This is a genomic window from Erysipelothrix urinaevulpis, from assembly GCF_009828835.1.
Classification (GTDB): Bacteria; Bacillota_I; Bacilli_A; order Erysipelotrichales; family Erysipelotrichaceae; genus Erysipelothrix; species Erysipelothrix urinaevulpis.
Genome location: NZ_WTTB01000003.1, coordinates 146,520 through 170,346, shown reverse-complemented (window position 1 = coordinate 170,346; position 23,827 = coordinate 146,520). Strand labels below are relative to the sequence as shown.

The 23,827-nt window shown below is 35.5% G+C and carries 24 protein-coding genes and 1 riboswitch; of the genes, 20 read left to right on the top strand and 4 right to left on the bottom strand.

The annotated features are described in order from the left end of the window. Positions 1-5: 5 nt before the first annotated feature. The 12 genes from GVV10_RS04745 (at position 6) to nagE (ending at position 11,124) form a co-directional block, all read left to right on the top strand. The gene (locus GVV10_RS04745) at positions 6-518 is read left to right on the top strand and encodes an ATP synthase F0 subunit B (RefSeq protein WP_159520124.1); all 513 of its coding nucleotides are present in this window, start codon (positions 6-8) and stop codon (positions 516-518) included. Further along, positions 502-1,035 (top strand): ATP synthase F1 subunit delta, encoded by a 534-nt coding sequence (gene atpH / locus GVV10_RS04740; protein ID WP_159520122.1) that lies wholly within the window; start codon positions 502-504, stop codon positions 1,033-1,035. The genes GVV10_RS04745 and atpH overlap by 17 nt, the downstream gene beginning before the upstream one ends. Then, on the top strand, positions 1,028-2,551 hold the full coding sequence (gene atpA, locus GVV10_RS04735) for a F0F1 ATP synthase subunit alpha (protein ID WP_159520120.1): 1,524 nt from the start codon (positions 1,028-1,030) through the stop codon (positions 2,549-2,551). The genes atpH and atpA overlap by 8 nt, the downstream gene beginning before the upstream one ends. After that, complete coding sequence (locus GVV10_RS09445; RefSeq protein WP_201289989.1) at positions 2,541-3,323, top strand: F0F1 ATP synthase subunit gamma; 783 nt, start codon at positions 2,541-2,543, stop codon at positions 3,321-3,323. The genes atpA and GVV10_RS09445 overlap by 11 nt, the downstream gene beginning before the upstream one ends. Beyond that, positions 3,324-4,712 (top strand): F0F1 ATP synthase subunit beta, encoded by a 1,389-nt coding sequence (gene atpD, locus GVV10_RS09440; RefSeq protein ID WP_201289988.1) that lies wholly within the window; start codon positions 3,324-3,326, stop codon positions 4,710-4,712. Between the two features lie 5 nt (positions 4,713-4,717). Continuing rightward, the gene (atpC, locus tag GVV10_RS04725) at positions 4,718-5,107 is read left to right on the top strand and encodes an ATP synthase F1 subunit epsilon (protein ID WP_159520118.1); all 390 of its coding nucleotides are present in this window, start codon (positions 4,718-4,720) and stop codon (positions 5,105-5,107) included. Further along, on the top strand, positions 5,104-6,447 hold the full coding sequence (locus GVV10_RS04720; protein WP_159520115.1) for a TrkH family potassium uptake protein: 1,344 nt from the start codon (positions 5,104-5,106) through the stop codon (positions 6,445-6,447). The genes atpC and GVV10_RS04720 overlap by 4 nt, the downstream gene beginning before the upstream one ends. A 9-nt stretch (positions 6,448-6,456) precedes the next feature. Further along, positions 6,457-7,128 (top strand): potassium channel family protein, encoded by a 672-nt coding sequence (locus GVV10_RS04715; RefSeq protein WP_159520113.1) that lies wholly within the window; start codon positions 6,457-6,459, stop codon positions 7,126-7,128. A 101-nt stretch (positions 7,129-7,229) separates the two neighbouring features. Then, complete coding sequence (gene trxA, locus GVV10_RS04710) at positions 7,230-7,544, top strand: thioredoxin (RefSeq protein ID WP_159520111.1); 315 nt, start codon at positions 7,230-7,232, stop codon at positions 7,542-7,544. A gap of 6 nt (positions 7,545-7,550) precedes the next feature. After that, positions 7,551-9,197 (top strand): FAD-dependent oxidoreductase, encoded by a 1,647-nt coding sequence (locus tag GVV10_RS04705; RefSeq protein WP_159520109.1) that lies wholly within the window; start codon positions 7,551-7,553, stop codon positions 9,195-9,197. Between the two features lie 15 nt (positions 9,198-9,212). After that, positions 9,213-9,461, top strand: a complete 249-nt coding sequence (locus tag GVV10_RS04700; RefSeq protein WP_159520107.1) for a metal-sensing transcriptional repressor — start codon at positions 9,213-9,215, stop codon at positions 9,459-9,461. Positions 9,462-9,690: 229 nt separating this feature from the next. Then, positions 9,691-11,124 (top strand): N-acetylglucosamine-specific PTS transporter subunit IIBC, encoded by a 1,434-nt coding sequence (nagE, locus tag GVV10_RS04695; RefSeq protein ID WP_159520105.1) that lies wholly within the window; start codon positions 9,691-9,693, stop codon positions 11,122-11,124. 32 nt (positions 11,125-11,156) lie between these two features. On the opposite strand, the gene GVV10_RS04690 is transcribed toward nagE, so the two are convergent. Together GVV10_RS04690 and GVV10_RS04685 are read right to left on the bottom strand one after the other, a co-directional pair. Continuing rightward, on the bottom strand, positions 11,157-11,987 hold the full coding sequence (locus GVV10_RS04690) for a PRD domain-containing protein (protein ID WP_159520103.1): 831 nt from the start codon (positions 11,985-11,987) through the stop codon (positions 11,157-11,159). Positions 11,988-12,071: 84 nt separating this feature from the next. Next, on the bottom strand, positions 12,072-12,548 hold the full coding sequence (locus GVV10_RS04685; protein WP_159520101.1) for a hypothetical protein: 477 nt from the start codon (positions 12,546-12,548) through the stop codon (positions 12,072-12,074). A gap of 204 nt (positions 12,549-12,752) precedes the next feature. On the opposite strand from GVV10_RS04685, the gene GVV10_RS04680 reads away from it, so the two are divergent. Both GVV10_RS04680 and GVV10_RS04675 read left to right on the top strand, forming a co-directional pair. Beyond that, a complete protein-coding gene (locus tag GVV10_RS04680; protein ID WP_159520098.1) occupies positions 12,753-13,910 on the top strand; it encodes a DUF349 domain-containing protein in 1,158 nt (385 codons plus the stop codon). 278 nt (positions 13,911-14,188) lie between these two features. Continuing rightward, entirely contained in the window at positions 14,189-15,484 is a 1,296-nt protein-coding gene (locus GVV10_RS04675) for a YeeE/YedE family protein (protein ID WP_159520096.1), read from the top strand. 36 nt (positions 15,485-15,520) lie between these two features. Here the strand turns inward: GVV10_RS04675 and GVV10_RS04670 are convergent, their stop codons facing one another. Beyond that, on the bottom strand, positions 15,521-16,294 hold the full coding sequence (locus tag GVV10_RS04670; protein WP_159520093.1) for a putative ABC transporter permease: 774 nt from the start codon (positions 16,292-16,294) through the stop codon (positions 15,521-15,523). An 84-nt stretch (positions 16,295-16,378) separates the two neighbouring features. Here GVV10_RS04670 and GVV10_RS04665 point away from each other — a divergent pair, with 84 nt between their 5' ends. The 5 genes from GVV10_RS04665 (at position 16,379) to GVV10_RS04645 (ending at position 21,805) form a co-directional block, all read left to right on the top strand. Beyond that, positions 16,379-17,194 carry a mechanosensitive ion channel family protein gene (locus GVV10_RS04665; protein WP_159520091.1) on the top strand — a complete coding sequence of 272 codons (816 nt, stop codon included), beginning with the start codon at positions 16,379-16,381 and terminating at the stop codon, positions 17,192-17,194. Positions 17,195-17,240: 46 nt separating this feature from the next. Next, a riboswitch (M-box (ykoK) riboswitch) is annotated at positions 17,241-17,401 on the top strand. A 173-nt stretch (positions 17,402-17,574) separates the two neighbouring features. Beyond that, on the top strand, positions 17,575-20,250 hold the full coding sequence (gene mgtA / locus GVV10_RS04660; RefSeq protein ID WP_159520089.1) for a magnesium-translocating P-type ATPase: 2,676 nt from the start codon (positions 17,575-17,577) through the stop codon (positions 20,248-20,250). 66 nt (positions 20,251-20,316) lie between these two features. Beyond that, a complete protein-coding gene (locus GVV10_RS04655) occupies positions 20,317-20,862 on the top strand; it encodes a chromate transporter (RefSeq protein WP_159520086.1) in 546 nt (181 codons plus the stop codon). After that, complete coding sequence (locus GVV10_RS04650) at positions 20,859-21,407, top strand: chromate transporter (RefSeq protein WP_159520084.1); 549 nt, start codon at positions 20,859-20,861, stop codon at positions 21,405-21,407. Before GVV10_RS04655 ends, GVV10_RS04650 begins: the two co-directional genes overlap by 4 nt. Positions 21,408-21,460: 53 nt before the next feature. Then, positions 21,461-21,805, top strand: a complete 345-nt coding sequence (locus GVV10_RS04645) for a zinc ribbon domain-containing protein YjdM (RefSeq protein WP_159520082.1) — start codon at positions 21,461-21,463, stop codon at positions 21,803-21,805. Between the two features lie 41 nt (positions 21,806-21,846). On the opposite strand, the gene GVV10_RS04640 is transcribed toward GVV10_RS04645, so the two are convergent. Then, on the bottom strand, positions 21,847-22,557 hold the full coding sequence (locus tag GVV10_RS04640; RefSeq protein WP_159520080.1) for a glucosamine-6-phosphate deaminase: 711 nt from the start codon (positions 22,555-22,557) through the stop codon (positions 21,847-21,849). Between the two features lie 109 nt (positions 22,558-22,666). Here GVV10_RS04640 and nagA point away from each other — a divergent pair, with 109 nt between their 5' ends. Next, a complete protein-coding gene (nagA, locus tag GVV10_RS04635; RefSeq protein WP_159520078.1) occupies positions 22,667-23,818 on the top strand; it encodes an N-acetylglucosamine-6-phosphate deacetylase in 1,152 nt (383 codons plus the stop codon). Positions 23,819-23,827: the final 9 nt, after the last annotated feature.

Sequence of the window (23,827 nt, the reverse complement as noted above, 5' to 3'; positions counted from 1 at the left end):
ACAATATGGATATTGATATAGCAAATTTGCTGTTTCCTAATATCGTAACAATGATTGTCCAACTTCTAGCGACTGGTGTTATATTTTTGATGTATCGAAAATATTTGAATGAGCCAGTCCAAGATTATTTAGAAAAACGAGCTGATTTAATAGAGTCTGAGGTAACAGAAGCACAAGCGCTTCGCATTAATGCTGAACAAACAAGTGTGAAGGCATTGGATGAATACCAGGAAGCTATGGAAAGAATCAAGACGATTGAAGCAGATATGATTCACGATGCTCAGGCACGTAAAAAAGAAATCATCGCGTCTGCTCAAGTTGAAATTGATCGTCGAGAAGCTCAATTAGAACAAGATTATCAAGAAGAACGAGAAGCATTGTTCAATGAGGCACAGCAGTATGTTCTAGAGGCAGCCGTCGAAGTTAACCGTAAGGTGTTGGAAGACATTCAAATTGACCAAGCACAAATGGTTAAGGCGCTAGAAAAGGAAATGGATTCTCATGATTATAAGCATTGAGACCTATACCCTAGCGCTCTTTGAGCTTGCACTAGAAAAAAAACTTGAAATGAAATATTATGAAGAACTTAAAGATTTTTCAGCAGTGTTGGACGATCTAGAAGTCCATAATATTTTAAGTAAATCAGTTTCTGATTATCGAGTGTTCGATAATTTTTGGGAGAGTCTAAATAAAGTATTTAGCCCTGAAGTTATCAATTTTTTAAGAATTATTCAGGAAGCATCTTTAATCTATGCTTTCGATCGAATTGTCGCAGAATATCGGGATTTACTGATTGATCATGAGTTGATTTATGGTGTAAATGTTGAGAGTGCTTCCGCATTATCAAAAACAGAAATTGACGAGATTGTTACGAATGTTTCTAAACACTATAAAGGAATACTAGATGTTCAATACAAAGAAGATCCATCGTTAATTGGTGGATTAAAAATACGAGTAAATAATGATGTTTATGATACAAGTATTAAAAATAAATTTAAGCAAATTTTAGCACAGGGAGGATTAAAACATGAGTAAACAATCTGAAAACATTTTACAGATGTTGAAAGAACAAATTTCTACCATCGAATTTGACAATTCTAGTGTAGATGTTGGAACAGTCTTTAAAGTTGGTGATGGAATTGCTTTTGTTCGTGGTTTAGATCAAGTCCTTGCAGGTGAAATGTTACAATTTGATAATGAAGTTTATGGCTTGGCTTTGAACTTAGAAGAAAATCAAGTTGGTGTAGTTTTATTAGGAAATGATCAAAACATTAAAGAAGGCGATACTGTGTATCGTACGAATAAAATTATTGAAGTGGGTGTTGGGGATCAATTACTTGGGCGTGTTGTTGATGCATTAGGCCAACCGATTGATGGTAAGGGCAACATTGAATCTGTGGAAACACGTCCAATTGAACGAATTGCTCCAGGAGTTATGACACGTGAAAGTGTTCATGAGCCACTTCATACGGGATTAAAAGTTGTTGATTCAATGATTCCAATTGGGAAAGGTCAACGTGAACTTATCATTGGTGATCGCCAAACAGGAAAAACTAGTATTGCACTGAATGCAATCATTAACCAAAAAGGTCAAGGTGTAAAATGTATCTATGTAGCGATTGGTCAAAAAGCATCAACCGTTGCAATGGTCGTTGAAAAACTAAAAGAACACGACGCATTAGACTATACAGTGATCGTCTCAAGTACTGCAAGTGAACTTGCACCGTTGCAATATATGGCGCCTTATACAGGGTGTGCGATTGGTGAATATTGGATGGATAATGGTGATGATGTTTTAATTGTCTATGATGACTTGTCAAAACATGCTGTTGCATACCGTACCATTTCACTTCTACTTCGTCGTCCAGCAGGACGTGAGGCATATCCAGGAGATGTTTTCTATCTTCATTCACGTCTTTTAGAACGTTCAGCTAAGCTAAATGATAATTATGGTGGTGGTTCAATGACTGCTTTACCGATAATCGAAACACAAGCAGGTGATATTTCTGCTTATATTCCAACGAATGTTATTTCAATTACGGATGGTCAACTATTCTTGAACTTGGATTCATTTAATAGTGGTGTTCGTCCAGCGGTTGATAGTGGTATGTCTGTTTCGCGTGTTGGTTCTGCAGCTCAAACATCAGCAATGAAACACGTTGCAGCATCCTTAAAACTTGAATTAGCAACTTATCATGAACTGCAATCTTTTGCTCAATTTAGTTCAGATATTGATGAGCAAACACAAGCAACGATTGATCATGGTGATCGTTTAACAGAATTACTTAAACAAGGTGCATTGAATAAAGTTGAACATGAGTTAATGGTTTTAAGTTTATTCCTTAACCGTTATGGTTATTTGGATAAACTTGCTGTTAAAGATGTTCTTGCATTTGAAAAGTTTATTCATCAACGTTTTGAAAAAGAACACCAAGATATTCTTGATGAAATACGTGAAGAATTTAAACTTGATGACGCATTGATTGAAAAAATTAAAACTGTAATGGATGGCTGCTTGAACGAATTCCAGGCGGGATATCATGGCGTCTAATACTGCAGGAATTAAACAACGAATTAATTCTATTACCTCAACTCAGAAAATAACAAAAGCGATGAAACTCGTTTCGTTATCAAAATTACAGAAATATCGCCGTTATTTGAATGAGTTTGAACCGTATTTTGAAGCAGTTAGTGGTGTCTCCGATCAATTCTTGCCATTCGAGAAGGAACACAGTGATTTAGATAAACTATATGTTATTTTTATGCCTGATTTAGGCTTATGCTCAGCTTATACACAGGGTTTAATGAAACAAGTTCTTGCAACAATCGAAGATGGAGATGAAGTCCTTACATATGGCACTCAGTTCCATGATTTAATGATAAAAAAAGGAATTCCAATTATTAACGATGCTGTATCGAGTGAACGCTTAGACCTTGATGAGATTGTTAAAGAAGTCAGTACATACATTGGGAAAAAGAATATTATTACAATTATTCCCGAATATAAAGGTTCAGTTGAAATGATGTTTAATCACTATCCGTTGTGGACACAAATTAAAGATCAAAGAGACGATGTAATCTATGAACCAAATTTTGAAGAAACATCAAAAATGTTAGTCAAACAAACATTAAATAGTTTAATTCGTTATAGCTTTTTAATGTCGAAAGTTAGTGAGCATACGACTCGACGAATAGCGATGGAAAAAGCAACAGACAGTGCGCAAGATATGATTGAAGAACTACAAAGATCATATAACCAAGCACGTCAAGAAGCAATTACCCAGGAAATATCTGAAATTGTTTCAGGAATGGAGGTAAGTTAGATGAATGGAAAAATAGTACAAATTGTTGGACCGGTTGTGGATGTTCGCTTTTCTAAAGAAAACATGCCAGAACTATATAACGCATTAACTGTTGTTCATGAGACAATCGATGTAACATTGGAAGTTTCACAACATATTGGTAATGATATCGCGCGTTGTATTTCAATGGGACCAACAGATGGATTGTCTCGTGATTTAGAAGTCATCAACACAGGTGCGGCGATCAAGGTACCAGTTGGTAAAGAAATATTAGGTAGAATGTTTAATGTTCTTGGTGAACCCATTGATGAGTTACCATTCGAGACAGATGGTGTAGAATTTCATGAAATTCATCGTGAAGCGCCAATGTTTAAAGACCAAAAAACAACAACAACCGTTCTAGAGACAGGAATCAAAGTTATTGATTTATTATGTCCTTATCCACAAGGTGGAAAGATTGGTCTCTTTGGTGGAGCGGGTGTTGGGAAAACAGTCTTGATGCAAGAATTAATTCATAACATTGCAATCGAACATGAAGGTTTATCAGTTGTTGCGGGTGTTGGAGAGAGAACACGTGAAGGAAATGACCTTTATCATGAAATGAAGGATGCGAATGTTCTTGATAACACGGTCTTAATCTATGGTCAGATGAATGAGTCACCAGGAGCTAGAATGCGCGTTGCCTTGTCAGGGTTAACAATGGCGGAGTATTTCCGTGATACAAACAAACAAGATGTTTTATTGTTTATCGATAATATTTTCCGTTTTACTCAGGCAGGTTCAGAAGTTTCAGCACTTTTAGGCCGTATGCCATCAGCGGTTGGGTATCAACCAACCTTAGCGACTGAAATGGGGCAGTTACAAGAGCGTATTACATCTACAAAAGATGGATCAATTACATCTATTCAAGCTATTTATGTGCCAGCGGACGACTTAACTGACCCTGCTGCAGCCATAACATTTACCCATCTTGATGCAAAGACTGTTTTAGATCGTAATATTGCGGCTTTAGGAATTTATCCAGCGGTTGATCCACTCGAATCAAGCAGTAATTTATTGAGTGAAGACGTGGTTGGAAAAGAACATGTGTTTGTCGCAAGTGAAGTACAACGAATTCTACAACGTTATAAAGAACTTCAAGATATTATTGCAATCTTAGGTATGGATGAATTAAGTGAATCAGACAAATTAACGGTTAACCGTGCTCGTAAGATTCGTAACTTCCTATCACAACCATTCTTTGTTGCGGAAACATTCTCAGGTATTCCTGGGTCCTATGTACCGATTGAAGATACTATTCGTAGCTTCAAAACAATTTTAGATGGTGATGTTGATCATTTACCTGAGCAAGCATTCTTATTTGCATCAACAATTGATGATGTCTATAAAAAAGCTGACGAAAGGAAGTAATAGTTATGTTTAACTTAAGAATTGTAAGTCCAGAAGGTGTTTACAGTGAACTTGAGATAGACTCAATTACCTTACCAACAATTGATGGTCAGCGGACCATGCTTTCAAATCATATGGCAACTGTCTTGCCATTGACCATTGGAATCATGTATTATAAAGTCAAAGGTGAAACAACAAAGTTTTTCCTTTCTGAGGGGTTATTTACATTTGAAAATAACGAAGGACTGCTCTTAGTGAATGCAGTGGAAAGCCAAACAGATATTGACTTTAACCGTGCAGAAAAAGCAAAACAGAGAGCAGAAGAACGTTTAAAAGAAAAACAAGATTCAGTTGATATGCGACGAGCAGAGCTTGCGCTTCAACGTTCTCTAGCGAGGTTGAAATTAAGACAATGACCACGAAATACCTAAAAAATCTATCAATTCCCCAACAAATAGCATTTGGTTTCTTTGCCTGCATATTTGTTGGGGCAATTCTTTTGTCTCTCCCTATTTCTTCAAGTAGTGGTGAGTTTACAAATTTTATTGATGCTTTATTTACGGCGACATCAGCCATATGTGTGACTGGACAAGTAACGCTAAATACTGCAGAACATTGGTCTTATTTTGGTAAGACTGTAATCATTACACTAATAGAAATAGGTGGACTTGGTTTCATGTCCATCATTGTATTAGTTTTTGTTTTTATGGGGAAACGATTAACACTTAAACAACGTTTGTTGGTTAAAGAAGCAGTTAATACAGACAATTTAAAAGATGCTCAAAATATCATTCGATACATTATAAAGTTTTCACTATCAGTTCAATTTATTGGAGCGCTTATCTTATCCATTGATTTTATTCCACGATTTGGATTTTTCAAAGGTGTCTATTTTTCAGCATTTCACAGTATCTCAGCATTTTGTAATGCTGGATTTGATTTATTTGGAAATAGTTTAGAAGGCTTTACTCAAAATCCGTTAGTAATGTTTACGATTGCATTTCTTATTATTTTTGGTGGATTAGGATTTATTGTATGGCGAGATGTCCTAAACTATAAAAAGCATAGAAGTTTGTTATTGCATACACGATTGACATTGAAAACAACGGGATTCATCTTACTTATCAGTTTTATTTTATTATCATTTAGTGAAATACGACACGGTACTTTTGCTGAGTTAAGTATTCCTAATCAGCTAATGAATACCTTTTTTATGGCGGTGACACCTCGAACAGCTGGTTATGCTAACATTAATTATGCGAACGTTTCACACTTTGGTGTGTTTATTACCATTTTATTAATGTTTGTTGGAGCCTCTTCAGGTTCGACAGGTGGAGGGGTTAAAGTCACAACATTTGCCACCATAGCCTTGTATATTAAAGCAAAATTTAATGATGAGGATGTACGATACGGTAATCGAGCCATTGCGAAAGAAAAAGTATCAAAAGCAATTTTGATAATTTTTATTGGTATTAGTATGATTATGATCGCAACAATGTTATTATTATTAACGGAAACAATTCCAAAAGGCTTTGGTATTGAATATATCTTAGTTGAAGTCGTCTCATGTTTTGGGACTGTTGGATTGACAATGGGATTAACACCCCATTTAAGTAGCATTGGAAAAATTATTCTTATTGTTATGATGTTTGCCGGACGTATTGGTCTTTTGACCTTCTTCATTAGCTTTAGTGCTCATCCAGATGAGAGAAGACCATTAATTTCATATCCAGAAGAAAATATTCTGGTAGGATAGGAGACAAAAATGGAAAAGAAAACCGTTGCAGTATTAGGATTAGGACTCTTTGGAACCTCAGTTGCTCGTACATTAGGAAGACATCACCATGATGTTATTGCGATGGATCGCAATATGACATGTGTTGAAGGTGTGATGGATATTGTTGGGCATGCAGTGCAAGGTGATTTTACGAAATTAGAACAACTCGAAGCAGCGGATATTGGCAGTGCTGATGTTGCTGTTGTTGCTACTGGAGAACGCTTAGAAGACACAATTATGGGGATTTTAAACTTAAAAAAACTAGGTGTACAAACCGTAATTGTTAAAACAAAAAATAGAGATTATTATGAGGTCTTAAAAAAAGTAGGTGCCGATCGGATTGTTCTTCCCGAGGTTGAAATGGGACGCCGATTGGGAAATGAAATTGCTAAAAACAGTATCATCGATTCATTAAAGATTGATGACAAATATAATATTGTTGAAATACACGCAATTGGAAAATGGCATGGCAAAAGCATTAGCCAATTGAATATGCGTCAAGTTTATGGATTTAATATTCTAGGAATGAAACGTCAAAATAGTCAGGAATTCCAAATACTAATCCAACCAGACTATGTTATTCAAGAAGGCGATTTATTTGTTGTCTTAGTTGAAGAACAGGATTTAGAGAAATATAAGGAACTTGAGGAGATTGATTAACTACCATGATTTTGGTAGTTTTTTTTTGAGCAATGCACTTTACTTATATACCATAGGGGGTATAATGTACTTGTAAATCATAAGAGAAGGAGAGATTATTTATGACAGTACAATTAACAGATAGTAACTTTAAAGAAGAGATTTCAAAGGGATTAGTGTTTGTAGACTTTTGGGCAGAATGGTGTGGTCCATGTCGAATGCTAAGTCCGGTTTTAGACGAGCTTTCAGAAGAATTAGAAGGTAAAGTGACGATTGCTAAATTAAATATAGAAGAAAATCGTAACACAGCATCTGAATTTGGAATTATGAGTATTCCGACAATGATCTTATTTCAAGATGGAAAGCCACTTGAAAAGGTTATGGGATTTCAGCCAAAAGAAAACTTGAAACAATACCTTGAAAGTAAGCTTGTTTAGTTAACGATGCGAATTGTAATTGTTGGCGGTGTTGCGGGTGGTATGTCTGCCGCGACACGCTTAAGACGATTGAATGAGATGGCTGAAATTGTCGTTCTTGAAAAAGGACCTTATGTTTCCTTTGCAAATTGTGGATTACCTTATTATATATCAAGAGAAATTCCCAATCGAGAAGACTTAATTGTTCAACGTCCAGAAGTATTGAATACACGGTATCAACTTGATATTCGTGTTAAGAGTGAAGTAATTAAAATCAATAAAGAAGATAAAACGGTTGTTATTCAAGATGAAAATAATACCTATGATTTAGCATATGATGCCTTAATTTTATCGCCAGGCGCCAAGGCAATTATCCCAAATATAAAAGGGATTCATGAATTTAACCACATATTTTCGGTAAGAAATATTCCTGATATAGATGCGATTGATAATTATATCAAGAATAATGAAGTGAAAAATGCACTTGTTGTTGGTGGTGGATTTATTGGTGTTGAAATGGCAGAATCCCTCCATAATAAAGGATTAAAAGTTAGCCTTGTTGAAATGGCAGATCAGATTTTACCACCCTTAGATAAAGAAATGGCAGTCCATGCTCAAGATGAATTAATTCATCAAGGCATTAATGTAATCACCTCCAAGGCCGCTTCTGAATTTAAAGAAAAAACAGTGGTGTTGGATGATGGTCGAGAAATTAATGCGGACTTAGTGATTCTTTCGATTGGAGTTCAACCCGAAAATAAATTAGCGAAAGATGCAGGTTTAGAACTAGGGATTAAGGGAAGTATAAAAGTTGATGCTAATTATCAAACTTCGGATCCAAATATTTATGCTGTTGGCGATGCAATCGCGGTTAAACATTCGATAACAAATGAAGATGTCCTAATTGCACTTGCATCTCCTGCAAATCGACAAGGACGCCAAGTCGCAGATATTATTTCAGGCATTGAACGCTCAAACAAAGGAAGTCTTGGAACCTCGATTGTCAGAGTTTTCAATCAAGCCTTTGCGAGTACAGGACTAAATCAAAAGCAATTGGATGCACTAAATTATGATTATGAAACAGTTCATGTAACATCAACTCATCATGTTTCTTATTTTCCTAATGCGATGCCAATGACATTTAAATTACTCTTTAATAAAGATACTGGTGTTATTTATGGTGCACAAGGTTTTGGTTACGAAGGTGTTGATAAACGGATAGACGTTCTAGCAACTTCAATTAAAGCAAAGTTAACGATTGATGATCTACCTGAATTAGAGTTGTCCTATGCTCCACCTTATGGTGCGGCAAAAGATATGATTAACTTATTGGGTTATGCTGCATTAAATATTAAAGAAAATCTTAGTGATTCAATTCAATGGTCTGAATTGGATGATGAGCTTGAGAAAGGTGCATTCCTACTTGATGTTCGTGATGGTGTAAGTCATAATCAAGGTCATATTAAAGGATCGCATAACATCCCTTTACACTTTTTGAGGTGTCGATTGCACGAATTACCTTATGATCAAACAATTATTACGTCTTGTGCTAGTGGACAATTAAGTTATGCTGCCGAACGTATTTTGAAACAATCAGGATTAAAAGTTAAAAATCTTGATGGTGGGTTGAGAATTTATGGTAAAATGAAACCAGAGAATCTAGGTAAAAAATAGAAATGGAGTGATTGCATGATTTGCAACAAAGATTTAAGAAACCGTCTTAGCAGAACAGAAGGCCAGGTACGCGGAATTATTAAAATGCTCGATAATGATGCGGCTTGCCAGGATGTCCTCACACAACTGATGGCCGTACGTTCTAGTGTAGAAAAGGTGATTAGCTTGGTTGCTGTCAATAATCTAATGGAAACCATGGAATCACCAGAGACATCTGATAAACTGGTTGAAGATGCCGTGAATTTATTGGTAAGATCACGATAAACTCTGTTTAAAAGACAGGGTTTATTTTTTCATCAGAGTGTTCTTTTAATCTAGGTATAGACCAAAGAACCAAAAACTATTGACAGCGGTTACAACATGTGTTAATCTTATGCATGTAGATAGGATTGTTACTGAAGAAGGCAAGACCTACAAATATGACACTTACGCCATATTTGTAGGTCTTTTTATATGCTTCAGTACACATCATAATGGGGAGGAGTAAAGATATATGATGAAACATTTACAAAAATTAGGACGTGCTTTGATGCTTCCAGTTGCTGTGTTACCTGCTGCTGGGCTGCTCATGGGGGTTGGTTATTGGATCGATCCATCCGGATGGGGTGCAAATAGTGTCATTGCAGCATTTTTAATTAGTTCAGGAAAGGCAATCATCGATAATCTACCAATTATATTTGCGGTAGGGTTAGCTTATGGATTATCAGAAGATAAAGATGGTGCCGCATCGTTAAGTGGACTTATTGGATTTTTATTGCTGACAACTTTATTAAAGAGTGAAAATGTTGCGATGTTGCAAAGTATTCCACTTGATCAAGTTGATCCAGGGTTTGCCAAGATAAACAATGCTTTTATTGGTATTATTTCAGGGGTTGTTGGTGCGATGATGTACAACCGTTTCCATAAGAAACAATTGCCAACTGCTCTTGCATTCTTTAGTGGTAAACGCTTAGCACCTATCATGACTTCGGTTATTATGATGCCAATTGCTTTAATATTACTTTATGTGTGGCCAGTGGTTTATGGTTCACTTGTTGCATTTGGTACATCGATTTCAAATCTTGGTCCAGTTGGTGCTGGTCTCTTTGGGTTTTTTAACCGTTTGCTCATTCCAACTGGATTACATCATGCATTAAATTCAGTCTTTTGGTTTGATACAATCGGGATTAATGATATTGGTAATTTCTGGGGGAGTACTGGTGTTAAGGGTGTTACGGGGATGTATCAAGCAGGTTTCTTTCCAGTCATGATGTTTGGGTTAGTTGGTGCTGCATTAGCAATGTATCAAACAGCCAAACCAGAAAATAAGAAAACAGTAGGATCGCTAATGCTTGCCGCGGGATTCTCAGCATTCTTTACAGGAGTTACTGAACCACTAGAATTTGCGTTTATGTTTGTTGCACCATTTTTATATTTTGTTCATGCCGTATTAACGGGTATTTCTTTATTTATTATCTCTACATTAAAATGGACAGCAGGGTTTGGATTTAGTGCTGGATTTGTTGATTTTATTCTTAGTTCACGATTACCACTTGCGAATAATCCGTATATGATCTTAGTGTTTGGAGTCTTTTATTTCTTTGTTTATTATGCAATATTCAGAGTGTTGATTGTTAAGTTTAATTTTATGACACCCGGACGAGAAGAACACATTGAAATGGATGTTGAATTTGCTTCAGAAGAAAGATTTTTGAAACAAGCACGTGATGTGTTGACTGCTTTAGGTGGTAAAGAAAACGTAGTATCAAGTGATTATTGTACAACACGATTAAGACTCGAACTTGAGAATCTTGATTTGATTGATGAAGTTGCCATTAAAAAGACTGGATCAGCTGGAATTATGAAGCCAGGGGGTCAGTCAGTTCATGTGATTATTGGAACTGAAGTTCAATTTGTTGCTGATGAATTTAAAAAGTTATTAAAATAAAAAAATAAACCAACTCTAAATTCAGAGTTGGTTTATTTTTGGATGATTTGGTATAAATGAATTGATAAGTACATTCTTTCTTCGAGTGATAAAGTATATTCGAAGCGTTTAGAAACAAACGATGCAATTTTATTGACGCATGCATTGTAATGATGAAGTTTTGATGATATTAATAATGTTAACTCATCAAGTGTTTCAACCTTAGTATTTTCATCATTTCCAAAGACTCGTCGGGATAAGTATTTTAAATGAGTTGTTAGGCGTGAATAAGCAAGAGAATCTTTATTTATTTCAACGTCTAACTCGTTTTGAATAATGTTGAGTATTTCTTTTAGAAAAAACATAGTATTCTGAGCTTGTAAAGAATGATTGTGTTGTCGCGCATTAACAATATGAATGGTAATGTAGCCGATTTCATCGTTTGGTAATATCACAGAGTAGCTTTCATTAATAAGACTTAACGCCCATCGCCCTACCTCATATTCTTCAGGATAAAAAAGTTTAAGCTCATCATTAAATAGACCAGGTAGAACAATATCTTCCTGAGCTCGTAAAACAGCATAAGAGATATGATCGGTTAGTGAAATAGTGATTGAATCATTGAGCGAGTCGTCTAGGTATTGATTTGCATATTCAACAATTCTTCGTGTAGTTATGAAATATTCGATAGGTATTTTAGAGATAAGTTGCTCAAATTCTGCCATTTTTTCATTCATGATTTGGAATGTTTTTTCAATTAAAGCTTCATCAATATGATGACCAACTTTCTTTTGAAAACCTATTCCTGATCCTGTCACAATTACTTCATTCTTATCGACAACTGTCGCAACACAATTATTATTAAAAACCTTGGTAATTTTCATGCGATCCCCTCCTACGCATTTGTAATTATTATACCATAGCACTATAAAAAAAACTTGCTTTTACAAGAAGCAAGCTTAAGGTAATTAAGTAAATTTAACTTTACAAACTCCTTTATCAATTTCTCTTTTGGTCCACCAAAGCCCTATACCTATGAGTAGTAAACTGAATAATTTATATGGGAGTCCTGCTAATGGAAGGACAAAGACAGAAAATGTAATTCCTATATTAGCAAAAAATGCAATGACACAAGGCGTGCATCCATAAGTTAAGATACCAAAAAGAATTGAAACAAAGCTAAGGTTTGCGCCCTTGGCTTCATTCCCTTTTAAAATAACCATGGCAGAGCTAAGGTTCATTAAAAGAGCACTTAGCATTGCCATTACAAGGTTAATGACAATATTTATAATAACAAGATAGAAACCAAAGGTATGGCTCATCACTGTATAAGACATATTGAAAGAATCAATCAGTGTATAAATAAACATAAAGACTAGACTGAAAGCTATTCCTTGGATCATATATTTTTTCGTTTTTAATAAATCAATCGCTTCTTGAAACATAACAGCTCCTTTCTATATAAAATATACCTCATGGGGTATTAATGTCCAAGCAACTTGCCCATAAATGTGTAAAATCTATCCTTAGGCTTAACTCAAAGGCTAAATCATGCTACAATAATAAAGTACAATAAAAGGAAAGAGGTGTTTATTATTAATAATGATCACAAAAACGATCACTTGGAGATGGATGAACAGGAGACAATTATGGAACCTGCGACAAATCTAAGCTGGGAAAGTTTAGCCTCTGTGGAGCAATCACGTCAAAAAGAACTCATTGCTGAAGTTCGTCGATATCGAAATGTCGTTGACGTTGACGGTCATATTGAATCGATTAAACAAGAGTGGGAAGAAGCGGCTGCAGATAATGATGATAGTTATCTTGAAGCTGAATTCCAAAATGCACTTAAAGTTTATGAAGAGAGTCAAAATAAATTACTTGCAGCTAAAACAACTAAAGAAAATTTAGTTAAAGAAGCGCAAGATTTACAAGAATCAACACGCTGGGCAAAAACATCGAAGCGTCTTCAAGAGATGCAAGTTACATGGCGAGAAGCTGGTTTTTCAGGTCAAGGTGCAGATCAAGAACTTTGGGATGCATTTTCAGCAGCGAATGATGTTTTCTTCAATCGTCAAAATGAATTTTTTGAAAAACGAGAAGTTCATCAAGAAGAAGCAGCTGAACAAAAAGAACAATTGATCCAAGAAGCTGAAAGTCATAAAGACTCAGAAGATTGGAAAGAAACGTCATCAGTTATGCGTGATTTAATGAATCGTTGGAAAGAGGTTGGATTTGCTTCTAGAGAAAAAGAAGATGAATTATGGGAACGTTTCAATGGTGCCCGTCAACATTTTTATCAACGTCAACATGAGCATTTTGATGAAATGAGACAACGTCATGACGAAGCTCGTAAAATTAAAGAAGGTTTAATTGAAGATGCTCGTGAATTAGCACAATCATTTAGCTTTGATGGCGCAAAAGAAAAAATGGACAATTTATTCGAACGCTGGAAAGAAGCTGGATCAAGTGGACGTGCCAATGAACAAAAACTTTGGGACGCATTTAGAAGTCATCAAGATGAGTTCTATACACGTTTCAATGAGTATCAACGATCAAATGCTGAAGAGCGTCGTTGGGATTTGGAAGAAGAGGCAAAACGTCTTGATATCCGCATCAGTGCTTTAGAAGAAATCACAGAAATGATTCGTATTAAGTTAGATACATTTGCTAACATGGATACTCTTGATGAAAATCAAGAAAAAGAAAAACTTGAACTTGAAGAGAATTTAAAAAATAATGAAGCTCGTTTAGATGAGTATCATCAACAAATAAATTCAATTGATAGTCAACTTGATCGTTTCTAAAAATAGTTTTAACGAAAACAACATTCAGATAACTGAGTGTTGTTTTTTTATTTCCTTGATCATGTAGTGCATGGATTCACAAAGTTTTTGAATTCGCTAAATGTGATGGATGAAGCAACACAAAACAAGTCACTATGACTTATAAGTTATAATGCTTTGATGATTTAACCTTAAGTTTAAAAATTACCAATGATACAATAAGTTAGCAATAGGACTCAACTTCTGTGAATTTTAGGAGAGAAGACAGAAGGTCGGTCATAGAAAGAGAAGGAGAAAGAATGAATAAAAAAATTAATTATACAGAGTTTATCATTGGACTCATTGTATTATTTGGCGTTATATTATTAGGAAAAGCTAAGCTTGCAAGTGATATGTTAGTCTTTAGATTACTTATCGGAATCTCGCTTGGTTATGTCTTTGCTAGAGCATACACCGGATTTGCTGGGTCAGTGAATCGAGCCTATACAACCGGTTCTACTAAATTAATGCGAGCAATGATGATTATGTTCTTTGTAGCTGCACTTGGTGTTGCTGGTTTATTAGTTTTCAATCTTAACCCAGAAACACAAACTGTTTTAGTGGAGTATGGTTTAAATGTTAAGCCAATTAACCTTGGTTTAATCCTTGGTGCTATGATGTTTGGTTTTGGAATGTCAATGAGCTCATGCTGTGCATCAGGCATGATGAGTGATTTAGCAAATGAAGCACCGAAAGCAATTATTACCATGTTTTTCTTTGGAATGGGCGTTGTCTTAGGGATGCCATTTGACAAAGCTTCATGGGTCAATAATTCATGGTTTACTGCTGGAGAAAACAATGGTGTATTTTTCCCTGATTTATTCAATGGAAGTAGTTTATATAATATGCTTGGGGGCGTTATACTAACTGGAATTCTTGCTTTGATTGTTATCGTACTCGCTTATGCTTATGAATCATATCGTAAACGTAAAGGCACATTAGGTGTTGTTCCGTCAGAACTTAAGGCTGAAAATGAACGCCATATAGAGGTTCCGGCTGAAAAGGACCAATTATTTACGTATGTTTTCAATAAAGTGTTTGTAAATTCATGGTCAGTTTATACTGGAGCTTTATTAATTGCGGTTATCTTTATTATTATTGTGGCAGCAACAAAAGGTGGATGGGGTGCATCAGGACCTTTTGGTAATTGGTTTGCTAAAGTAATTATGGTGTTTGGTGTAAAAGCAGAGACACTAGCAAACTATGCAGGACAAGAACCTGAGTTCTTCAGTGCATCTATTTTCTCAAATGGTACAGGAATTCAAAACATGGGAATTTTTATCGGAGCACTTACTTATTTATTAACAAGTGGTCAAATGAAAGAAACAAGTCAGAATTTCTTTAATTATCCAAAAATTCAATGGTTCCTCTTTATGCTTGGTGGATTAACAATGGGAGTGGGAACTCGTTTAGCAAAAGGCTGTAATGCTGGAGGCTTGTTCACGCCAATCGCACATATGTCTTTATCGGGCTGGTTTTTCTTACTTGCACTCATTGTGGGGGGTATCTTGGGGAATACATTCCAAAAACTAATTTTTGATAAAGTATCACAATAACATAAATAAAAAAAGCGAAATTTATTTTTCGCTTTTTTATTGCTTTAACTTATTTTTGAGTTCTTCAAGTGTTTTTGAGAATTTACGTGATTTCACAGTCGGGAACCGTTTTAATAGGTTATGTTCACGTTTACGAAAACGTGCATGGCTTTGTTTGAGACGAACTTGAATTTGCTTGATGTGATCATCGAACTCATTCAACAACTCTTGGCCTGCATCAAGGAATTCCTCGATGCTAATGCTTATATTATCCGTGCTCAATTTAGTAAGAATTTCCTCTTTTACAACTTCGAGATCTTCGATGTATCGTTTTATATTAACGGCAACTAAGACACTACTTATAAAATCAATCATCAAGATAACAAATGAAATAGAAGCAATCAATTGAAGTGTATTTACTGGAACAATCTTGACGATATCTTTAACAATAGGATGGATCCATTCTACTAAAATGACTGAAAGCAACCCAAATAGAAGGCTATTACGCAAACAAATTCTCCCCTTGATGTTAAATTTTCTCTTCGAATAATCCCACCATCTCATATCAAATATTTTTTCCATAGCAAAACTTGTGATGTACTCAAGACCACTTGTAACAAAAATTCCTAAGATAAAAACAAGGGATGGATACTCAAAAAATGGTTCTAAGAAGTATAGAATCGCCATAGCACCAAAAGCATAGATAGGAATAACTGGACCATGTAAAAAGCCTCTTTGAACAAATTTTTTATTCGGAATTGACACATATAAAGTTTCAATAATGTAACCAAAAAAAGCATAAATTAACCAATATATATAGTTAAATAACATGATATAAAATCACTCTCTTTCCCAAAAACTAATGTATTCATATGATATAATAAAACTATTCATAAAGGAAGTGAGAGTGTGGAGATGTTTGAAAAAATTATGTTAACAGAACCAGCGTTTGGGTTCATTAAAAAAATTGGTGTTTCAATTTTAATCTTTGTTGTCGCAAGTGTGGTGATGAATTTCATCATCAAAACTTTGGGTAAAGTATTGTACAGTGGTGAACATAATCAGAAAAAAATGACCCTGTTCACAGTCTTATCTAGCACCGTTAAATACATTATATATTTTATTACGGTCATGATTATTTTAGAATTGTTTGGTATCTCGACTAAGTCAATCCTAGCTGTTGCTAGCGTTGGAAGTGTTGCATTAGGGTTTGGTGCACAAGCGCTTGTTAAAGACATTATTTCTGGTTTGTTTATTTTGGCGGAGAATCAATTTAATGTGGATGATCTTATTGAAGTTGCAGAATATACAGGTGTTGTTGAAAAAATGAGCCTAAGAACGACTATTTTAAGGACTGCTAAGGGAGAACAATGCATAATTCCTAATGGTGAAATTCGTGGTGTAAAGAATTATTCAAGAGATTATATCAATGCAATTGTGCAGGTTCCGGTTCCTTATGATGTTAATTTAAATTATTTAATGAAAGTTATGCAAGATAAATTAGATCGTTATTTTGTTGATGGAAATACGATTAGTCATCCTGAAGTATTAGGGATCAGTGAATATGGCGATAGTGCACTGTTACTGGGGGTTGTGTGTAAATGTCATACGGGAAAAAATTGGGCCGTAGAGCGTGATTTGAGACGATTTATTTTAGAGATTTTAGAAGAAGAAAACATTGAAGTTCCATTCAATACGAATACAATTCATATTGAATCTATGCCTAAATAGGTTGACATACCTCAAAGACTTAAGGTATGATACCCAAGGAACGACAATAGAATAACGGTAGGTGAGGCTACCAAAAGGATACGGATTACTGCCGCAGAGTAGTGGAGACACTATGGAGTTGGTTTGAACAGACTAGGTCGCGAAGGCTTAGGATAATGTAGTTTCATTGCCTTTTGGAGTTAAAGCTTGAACGTGACGATAATATTTTTTATAGAGATATTTTAACCATGCCTACCACTTGTATAGGTGTGGTTTTTTATTGTCTTAGGAATGAAAGGGAGTGGTGGAATGGATCAGTGTGAACGACGGTTTAGTACAAAAATGATGTTGAGATTTGTTTCATTACGTCCAAATCTCAACTAGCAATAGGAGGGATTATCATGCTAAAAAACTTTTTAATTGATGCTAAAGAAAGATTAGACTGGGCATCAAAAGAATCAAAAGAAACAGTCATCACAGCGTTAAAAACAACACGGAAAGGATTGCATCCAGATCGTGTCGAGATGAACCGAAAAGAGTTCGGAGATAACCAAATTGATACAGGTAAAGAAGTAAGTATGTTCCGACGTCTGGTCGATGCATTCATTAATCCATTTACCTCGATATTAATTGCTCTAGCAATTGTTTCATATTTTACGGATATTTATGGTTTACCAAAAAATGAACGCGAATATATGACGGTTGTTATTATCACAACGATGGTCGTTGTGAGTGGATTGTTACAATTTATTCAAGAAACTCGTTCTGGTAATGCAGCCAAACGATTAAGTGAAATGGTTCAAACCACTACACTTGTGATAAGAAGGAACCAAGAACCTACAGAAATTCCAATTGAGGATGTTGTTGTTGGTGATATTATTCAACTGTCAGCAGGAGATATGATACCAGCAGATATGCTTGTCTTAGAGGCTAAAGATTTATTCGTTACACAATCAGCATTGACCGGCGAGAGCTATCATGTTGAAAAGACAAGTAAAATTATCGATGAAAGCTCAACACTAACGGACCGAAGTAATTTAATTTTCATGGGAAGTGATGTTATTAGTGGATACTCACAAGCACTTGTTCTCTCAACAGGAAATGATACATTATTTGGAGAAATTTCAGAGCAAGTTCAAGAAGAACCTGATGCAACCACCTTTGAAAAAGGAGTAAACTCAGTAAGTTGGCTTCTAATTCGTTTCATGGCTGTTATGGTTCCAATTGTCTTTGTTATTAATGGAGTTGGAAAAAATGATTGGTTGAGTGCTCTTCTGTTTTCTGTATCAATTGCAGTTGGGCTAACACCAGAAATGTTGCCAATGATTGTAACAACCTCCCTTGCTAAGGGTGCGGTTGCTATGTCAAAAGAAAAAACGATTGTTAAGAGTTTAAATTCGATTCAAGATTTAGGCTCAATGGACATTCTTTGTACTGATAAAACAGGGACCTTAACACAAGACAAAGTTGTATTAGAATATCATCTTGATGTTATGGGGAACGAAGATGATCGAATTCTGCGTCATGCTTTTTTGAATAGTTACTATCAAACAGGCTTAAAAAACTTGATGGATAAATCGATTATTGAAAAAACGATGGAAATCGCAGAATCAAATGAAAACTTTGATAACTTGTTTAATGCTTATATTAAAGTTGATGAAGTACCCTTTGATTTCAATCGTCGGAGAATGTCTGTAGTTGTTGCTGATTCAAGAAATAAAACACAAATGATTACCAAAGGTGCCGTTGAAGAAATGTTATCTGTTTGTTCATTTGTTGAGTATAACCATGAAGTAATGGAACTAACCGAAGAACTATCAGCCAAAATTTTGGAAACGGTTCATGGGTTGAACGAGCGTGGAATGAGAGTCATTGCTGTAGCTCAAAAAACAAATCCAAGACCGGTTGGTGAATTTTCAGTCGCGGATGAGAAGGATATGGTACTCATGGGTTATCTGTCATTCTTAGATCCACCAAAAGAATCAGCGATGCAAGCTATTGATGAATTAGCACGTTATGGCGTACAAACAAAGGTCATGACAGGTGACAACGATGTTGTTACAAAGAGTATTTGCGATATGATCGGTATTGATACAAGCAATATTGTTTTGGGTAGTGATTTAGATGGTAAAACTGACGAAGAACTCAAAGATCTTGTTCAAAGTTCAAATGTATTTGCTAAATTAGCCCCACTCCAAAAACAAAAACTGGTTTCAGTATTAAGAGAAATGGGACATACGGTCGGATTTTTAGGTGATGGCATCAACGATGCACCCGCTATGACTGAAGCAGATATTGGTATTTCTGTGGATACAGCAGTTGATATTGCGAAAGAATCATCTGAGGTTATTCTCCTTGAAAAAGATTTAAACGTACTGGTTAAGGGGATTATTGAGGGACGTAAGACCTATGCAAACATGATTAAATACATTAAAATGACAGCAAGTTCCAACTTTGGAAATGTCTTTTCTGTCTTAGTTGCAAGTGCGTTTCTACCGTTCTTACCAATGGAGGCGATGCACCTTGTGCTTCTAAACTTGATTTATGATTTATCATCCATGGTTATTCCATGGGATAATGTGGACGAAGATTATTTGGAAGTGCCACGAAAATGGGATGCTGAATCAATTCGTAACTTTATGATTGTTTTAGGTCCAACAAGTTCTGTCTTTGATATCACGACCTATTTCTTAATGTTCTTCCTGATAGCGCCTCAAGTGACTGGTATGCAATACGCACAAATCACTGATCCACAAACAAAAGCCTTGTTCATCGCAGTATTCCAAGCAGGCTGGTTTGTTGAATCGATGTGGTCACAAACACTGGTGATACATATGCTAAGAACGCCTAAGATTCCATTTATTGAAAGCAGTGCTTCAGCACTTGTTACCATTACAACCTTTGCAGGAATCTTACTCTTGACAGCGATTCCGTTTACAGGCTTTGGTCAAAGTATTGGATTGGCACGATTACCTCTCAATTATTTTGGTTGGTTAGCTGTCACAATCTTGGGTTATATGTTATTGGTTACAGTTGCCAAACGATTCTTTATGAAACGATATGGTGAATTATTATAAAAATATAGCCTCTTTGGAAGAAGAGGCTTTTTTTGATATAATAACCAGAGGAATGAGGAATGAAGATTGAAAAAGTATTGGAAATTATTTAGCTCAACGTTTTACTTGAGTAGTTTTACTTTTGGGGGAGGCTATGTCATTATACCCCTAATGAAAAAACAATTTGTTGACGATTTAGGATGGATTGATGAAGATGAGATGACTGATTTGGTGGCCATTGCTCAATCATCACCAGGTTCAATTGCTGTAAACGCATCAATTTTGGTAGGATTTAAAGTCGCAGGGTTTCCTGGTGCTTTAGTTACGACCCTTGGAACAATGTTACCACCATTATTTATTCTATCGATTATTTCATTGTTTTATGTAGAATTTAGAGATAATCGTTATGTTGGTGCAGCATTAAATGCAATGCAAGCAGGTGTTGCTGCAGTGATTATTGATGTAGTGTATACCATGGCTTCTCAGATTATTAAAACAAAAAAAACACTGAGTTTAGTCATCATGGTAGTGTCCTTTATAGCGGCATCAGTTTTTAAAGTGAATGTACTGATTATCATCCTATTTGCAGGAAGTATTGGTGCTTGGTCGAGTTTGAGAGGTGCTAAACAATGACAACACTCATCGAATTATTTATCAGTTTTTGTCAAATTGGCATGTTCAGTATCGGTGGTGGCTATGCTGCAATGCCTTTAATACAAGAACAGGTTGTTCAGAATCATGGTTGGCTGAGTCTTGCACAATTTACGGACTTAGTCACAATCTCCGAGATGACACCGGGTCCCATTGCTCTTAATGCTGCTAGTTTTGTAGGATTGCAGGTTGCTGGTTTTCCAGGCGCCATTGTTGCGACTATAGGGAATGTCCTGCCATCATTTATTATCGTAAGCATTCTTGCATATGTGTATTATCGTTTTAGTACGATAAAAGTCATCTCAGGTGTTATTACTGGATTAAGACCGACGGTTGTGGCACTAATTGCAACTGCAGGCCTTACAATTGTAAGAAATGCATTAGGTGGCTCACAGTTATTATTTAATGGAATATTATTGCTTCTTGCATTATTTTTAGTAAGAAATTATAAAAAAGATCCAATCTTTGTTATTGTATTGACTGGAATGTGCGGAATTATCGTCGAATTTATTGGAAATTTCGTTTAATTTTTGACAAGTAAAATATATAAGCTATACTTGAAAAAGAAAGGGTGATATGAATGGCGTTACCAAATTGTCCAAAATGTGATTCTTCATATGTGTATGAGGATGGAAATTTATTAGTTTGTCCTGAATGTGCGCACGAATGGACTGAATTATCAGCAGCACTTGATGCAGAAGCAGAACTTATTAAAGATGCGAATGGAACTGTGTTGAATGATGGTGATGATGTCATTGTTGTAAAAGATTTAAAAGTTAAAGGGAGTTCAAATCCAATTAAACAAGGCACAAAGGTTAAGGCGATTACCTTAATATCCAACCCAGCTGATGGTCATGATATTGATTGTAAAGTTGATGGCTTTGGACCAATGAAACTAAAATCTGAATTTGTAAAAAAAGCATAAAAAAAGATTGTTTACATTAACATGTAGACAATCTTTTTTAATTATAAGCTTAATTTTCCAGCTGCTGCTTTGTCCACAACAACAGTAACGTTAGGGTGATTACGTAGTGCGCTTGCTGGTAGATCTTCGGTGATTTCGCCTTCGAAGAGACCTTTAATTGCATCTTGTTTTCCTTCGCCATAAGCGAATAAAACGATTTTTTTAGCTGACATAATTGATTTAATACCCATTGAGTATGCGAATTTTGGAACATCATCTTTTGTTTCAAAGAAACGCGCATTTGCTTCAATGGTAGATGGAGCTAATGCTACTTTTTCTGTTAATGAGTCAAAAGATGCACCTGGTTCATTAAAGCCGATATGACCATTTCCACCAATCCCTAAGATTTGTAAATCGATAGGGTTATCCTCGATTAATTGGTTATAACGATCGCATTCCTTCGCTTCATCTGTTTCTAATCCATCAGGTAAATAGTTAGCTTTGAAAGGTTTAGCTTCAAATAAATTCTTGCGCATGAAATAGTCATAGCTTTGGTCGTGGTCTTTTCCAATACCAATATACTCATCTAAGTTTATTGAGACAACATCACTGAAGTCTAAATCACTTTCTGAGATTAATTTATACATTTCAACAGGTGTACTTCCTGTAGCAAGTCCTAAGACGTTGATTTCGTTTGCTTTCATTACATCGTTGATTATGTTAAAACCAACTTTTGCCCCCTCTTGTGGGTTTTCAACAACAATAAGTTCCATTTTGTTTCCTCACTTTTCTAATCAATACTATTATAAAGAATTTGCTAATAAATGCAAATGCAAGATGCTTTGAATAGTGGTATAATAACAATGTTAGATGGAGGTAATTATGTTAATAATTAACGGAAAACTCTATTTAGAAGATAGAGTCATTGATAATGGATATATCAAAATTGAAAATGATAAAATAATTTCATTAGGAAAAATGGAATTTGCACCAAAAGATGACACAATAATTGATGCTGAAGGTATGAATGTTTTACCAGGTTTTATTGATCAGCATATTCATGGTGCCAATGGTGCTGACCATATGGATGCAACCCAAAAGGCATTGAAAGATATAGCTTCTTTCTTACCTAAAGAAGGGACGACGTCATATCTGGCAACGACAATGACGCAGTCTGTTGAAAATGTTGACAAAGCATTGGAAGAAATTGTTAAGTATGTGGAAACTGATAATAAACCAGGCGAAGCAGAAATTTTAGGTATTCATTTGGAAGGACCTTTTATTTCAAAAAAACATGTTGGAGCCCAAAACCCTGATTATGTTCAAAAACCAACGATTGATTCGTTTAACCATTTCTGGAAAACGGCAAAAGGAAAAATAAAATTAATTACTTATGCACCAGAAGAAGCAGAAAAAGGATTTACAAACCGCTTGCGCGAGCTGGGTGTTATCCCATCTGCTGGGCATACCGATTCAACTTTTGATCAGATTGTTGCTGAAATTCCAGAAGGTTTGTCTAATTTGACGCATTTCCACAATGCGATGACGCCTCATCATCATCGTGAACCTGGTGTTGTTACAGCGGGATTCATGTACCCAGAACTTAAAGCAGAACTCATTGTGGATGGTATTCATTTACATCCTCATATTGTTGATGCAAGTTATAAGATTAAAGGTGTCGACAATGTTATTGCAATTACTGATGCAATGCGTGCTAAAGGATTACCGGATGGTGAATATGATTTAGGTGGACAAACTGTTTATAAAAAAGGTAAAGAATGCCGTATTGAATCAGGATCTCTAGCAGGTAGTGTTGCTGAAATGGACTTTGTTGTCAGAAACTTAAGAGATTTTACAGGATGTTCGATGGAGGATCTTGTTAAAATGTCGAGTGCTAACAGTGCCAAGCATTTAGAGGTCTTTGATCGTAAAGGTAGTTTAACTGCCGGTAAAGATGCGGACATCGTTATAGTTGATAATGATATTAATGTTCAAGCGACAATTTGCCGTGGTGTCCTATCGTTTCAAAAATAGATAATAACC

Bases quoted from the DNA above. Each gene is read 5' to 3' on its own strand.
- atpC (WP_159520118.1), top strand. From the start codon at position 4,718: ATGTTTAACTTAAGAATTGTAAGTCCAGAAGGTGTTTACAGTGAACTT.
- atpA (WP_159520120.1), top strand. From the start codon at position 1,028: ATGAGTAAACAATCTGAAAACATTTTACAGATGTTGAAAGAACAAATT.
- GVV10_RS04745 (WP_159520124.1), top strand. From the start codon at position 6: ATGGATATTGATATAGCAAATTTGCTGTTTCCTAATATCGTAACAATG.
- trxA (WP_159520111.1), top strand. From the start codon at position 7,230: ATGACAGTACAATTAACAGATAGTAACTTTAAAGAAGAGATTTCAAAG.
- mgtA (WP_159520089.1), top strand. From the start codon at position 17,575: ATGCTAAAAAACTTTTTAATTGATGCTAAAGAAAGATTAGACTGGGCA.
- GVV10_RS04705 (WP_159520109.1), top strand. From the start codon at position 7,551: ATGCGAATTGTAATTGTTGGCGGTGTTGCGGGTGGTATGTCTGCCGCG.
- GVV10_RS04670 (WP_159520093.1), bottom strand. From the start codon at position 16,294: ATGTTATTTAACTATATATATTGGTTAATTTATGCTTTTTTTGGTTAC.
- GVV10_RS04690 (WP_159520103.1), bottom strand. From the start codon at position 11,987: ATGAAAATTACCAAGGTTTTTAATAATAATTGTGTTGCGACAGTTGTC.
- nagE (WP_159520105.1), top strand. From the start codon at position 9,691: ATGATGAAACATTTACAAAAATTAGGACGTGCTTTGATGCTTCCAGTT.
- GVV10_RS04720 (WP_159520115.1), top strand. From the start codon at position 5,104: ATGACCACGAAATACCTAAAAAATCTATCAATTCCCCAACAAATAGCA.
- GVV10_RS04640 (WP_159520080.1), bottom strand. From the start codon at position 22,557: ATGGAACTTATTGTTGTTGAAAACCCACAAGAGGGGGCAAAAGTTGGT.
- GVV10_RS09445 (WP_201289989.1), top strand. From the start codon at position 2,541: ATGGCGTCTAATACTGCAGGAATTAAACAACGAATTAATTCTATTACC.
- atpH (WP_159520122.1), top strand. From the start codon at position 502: ATGATTATAAGCATTGAGACCTATACCCTAGCGCTCTTTGAGCTTGCA.
- GVV10_RS04650 (WP_159520084.1), top strand. From the start codon at position 20,859: ATGACAACACTCATCGAATTATTTATCAGTTTTTGTCAAATTGGCATG.
- GVV10_RS04685 (WP_159520101.1), bottom strand. From the start codon at position 12,548: ATGTTTCAAGAAGCGATTGATTTATTAAAAACGAAAAAATATATGATC.
- nagA (WP_159520078.1), top strand. From the start codon at position 22,667: ATGTTAATAATTAACGGAAAACTCTATTTAGAAGATAGAGTCATTGAT.
- GVV10_RS04675 (WP_159520096.1), top strand. From the start codon at position 14,189: ATGAATAAAAAAATTAATTATACAGAGTTTATCATTGGACTCATTGTA.
- atpD (WP_201289988.1), top strand. From the start codon at position 3,324: ATGAATGGAAAAATAGTACAAATTGTTGGACCGGTTGTGGATGTTCGC.
- GVV10_RS04715 (WP_159520113.1), top strand. From the start codon at position 6,457: ATGGAAAAGAAAACCGTTGCAGTATTAGGATTAGGACTCTTTGGAACC.
- GVV10_RS04645 (WP_159520082.1), top strand. From the start codon at position 21,461: ATGGCGTTACCAAATTGTCCAAAATGTGATTCTTCATATGTGTATGAG.
- GVV10_RS04680 (WP_159520098.1), top strand. From the start codon at position 12,753: ATGGAACCTGCGACAAATCTAAGCTGGGAAAGTTTAGCCTCTGTGGAG.
- GVV10_RS04700 (WP_159520107.1), top strand. From the start codon at position 9,213: ATGATTTGCAACAAAGATTTAAGAAACCGTCTTAGCAGAACAGAAGGC.
- GVV10_RS04665 (WP_159520091.1), top strand. From the start codon at position 16,379: ATGTTTGAAAAAATTATGTTAACAGAACCAGCGTTTGGGTTCATTAAA.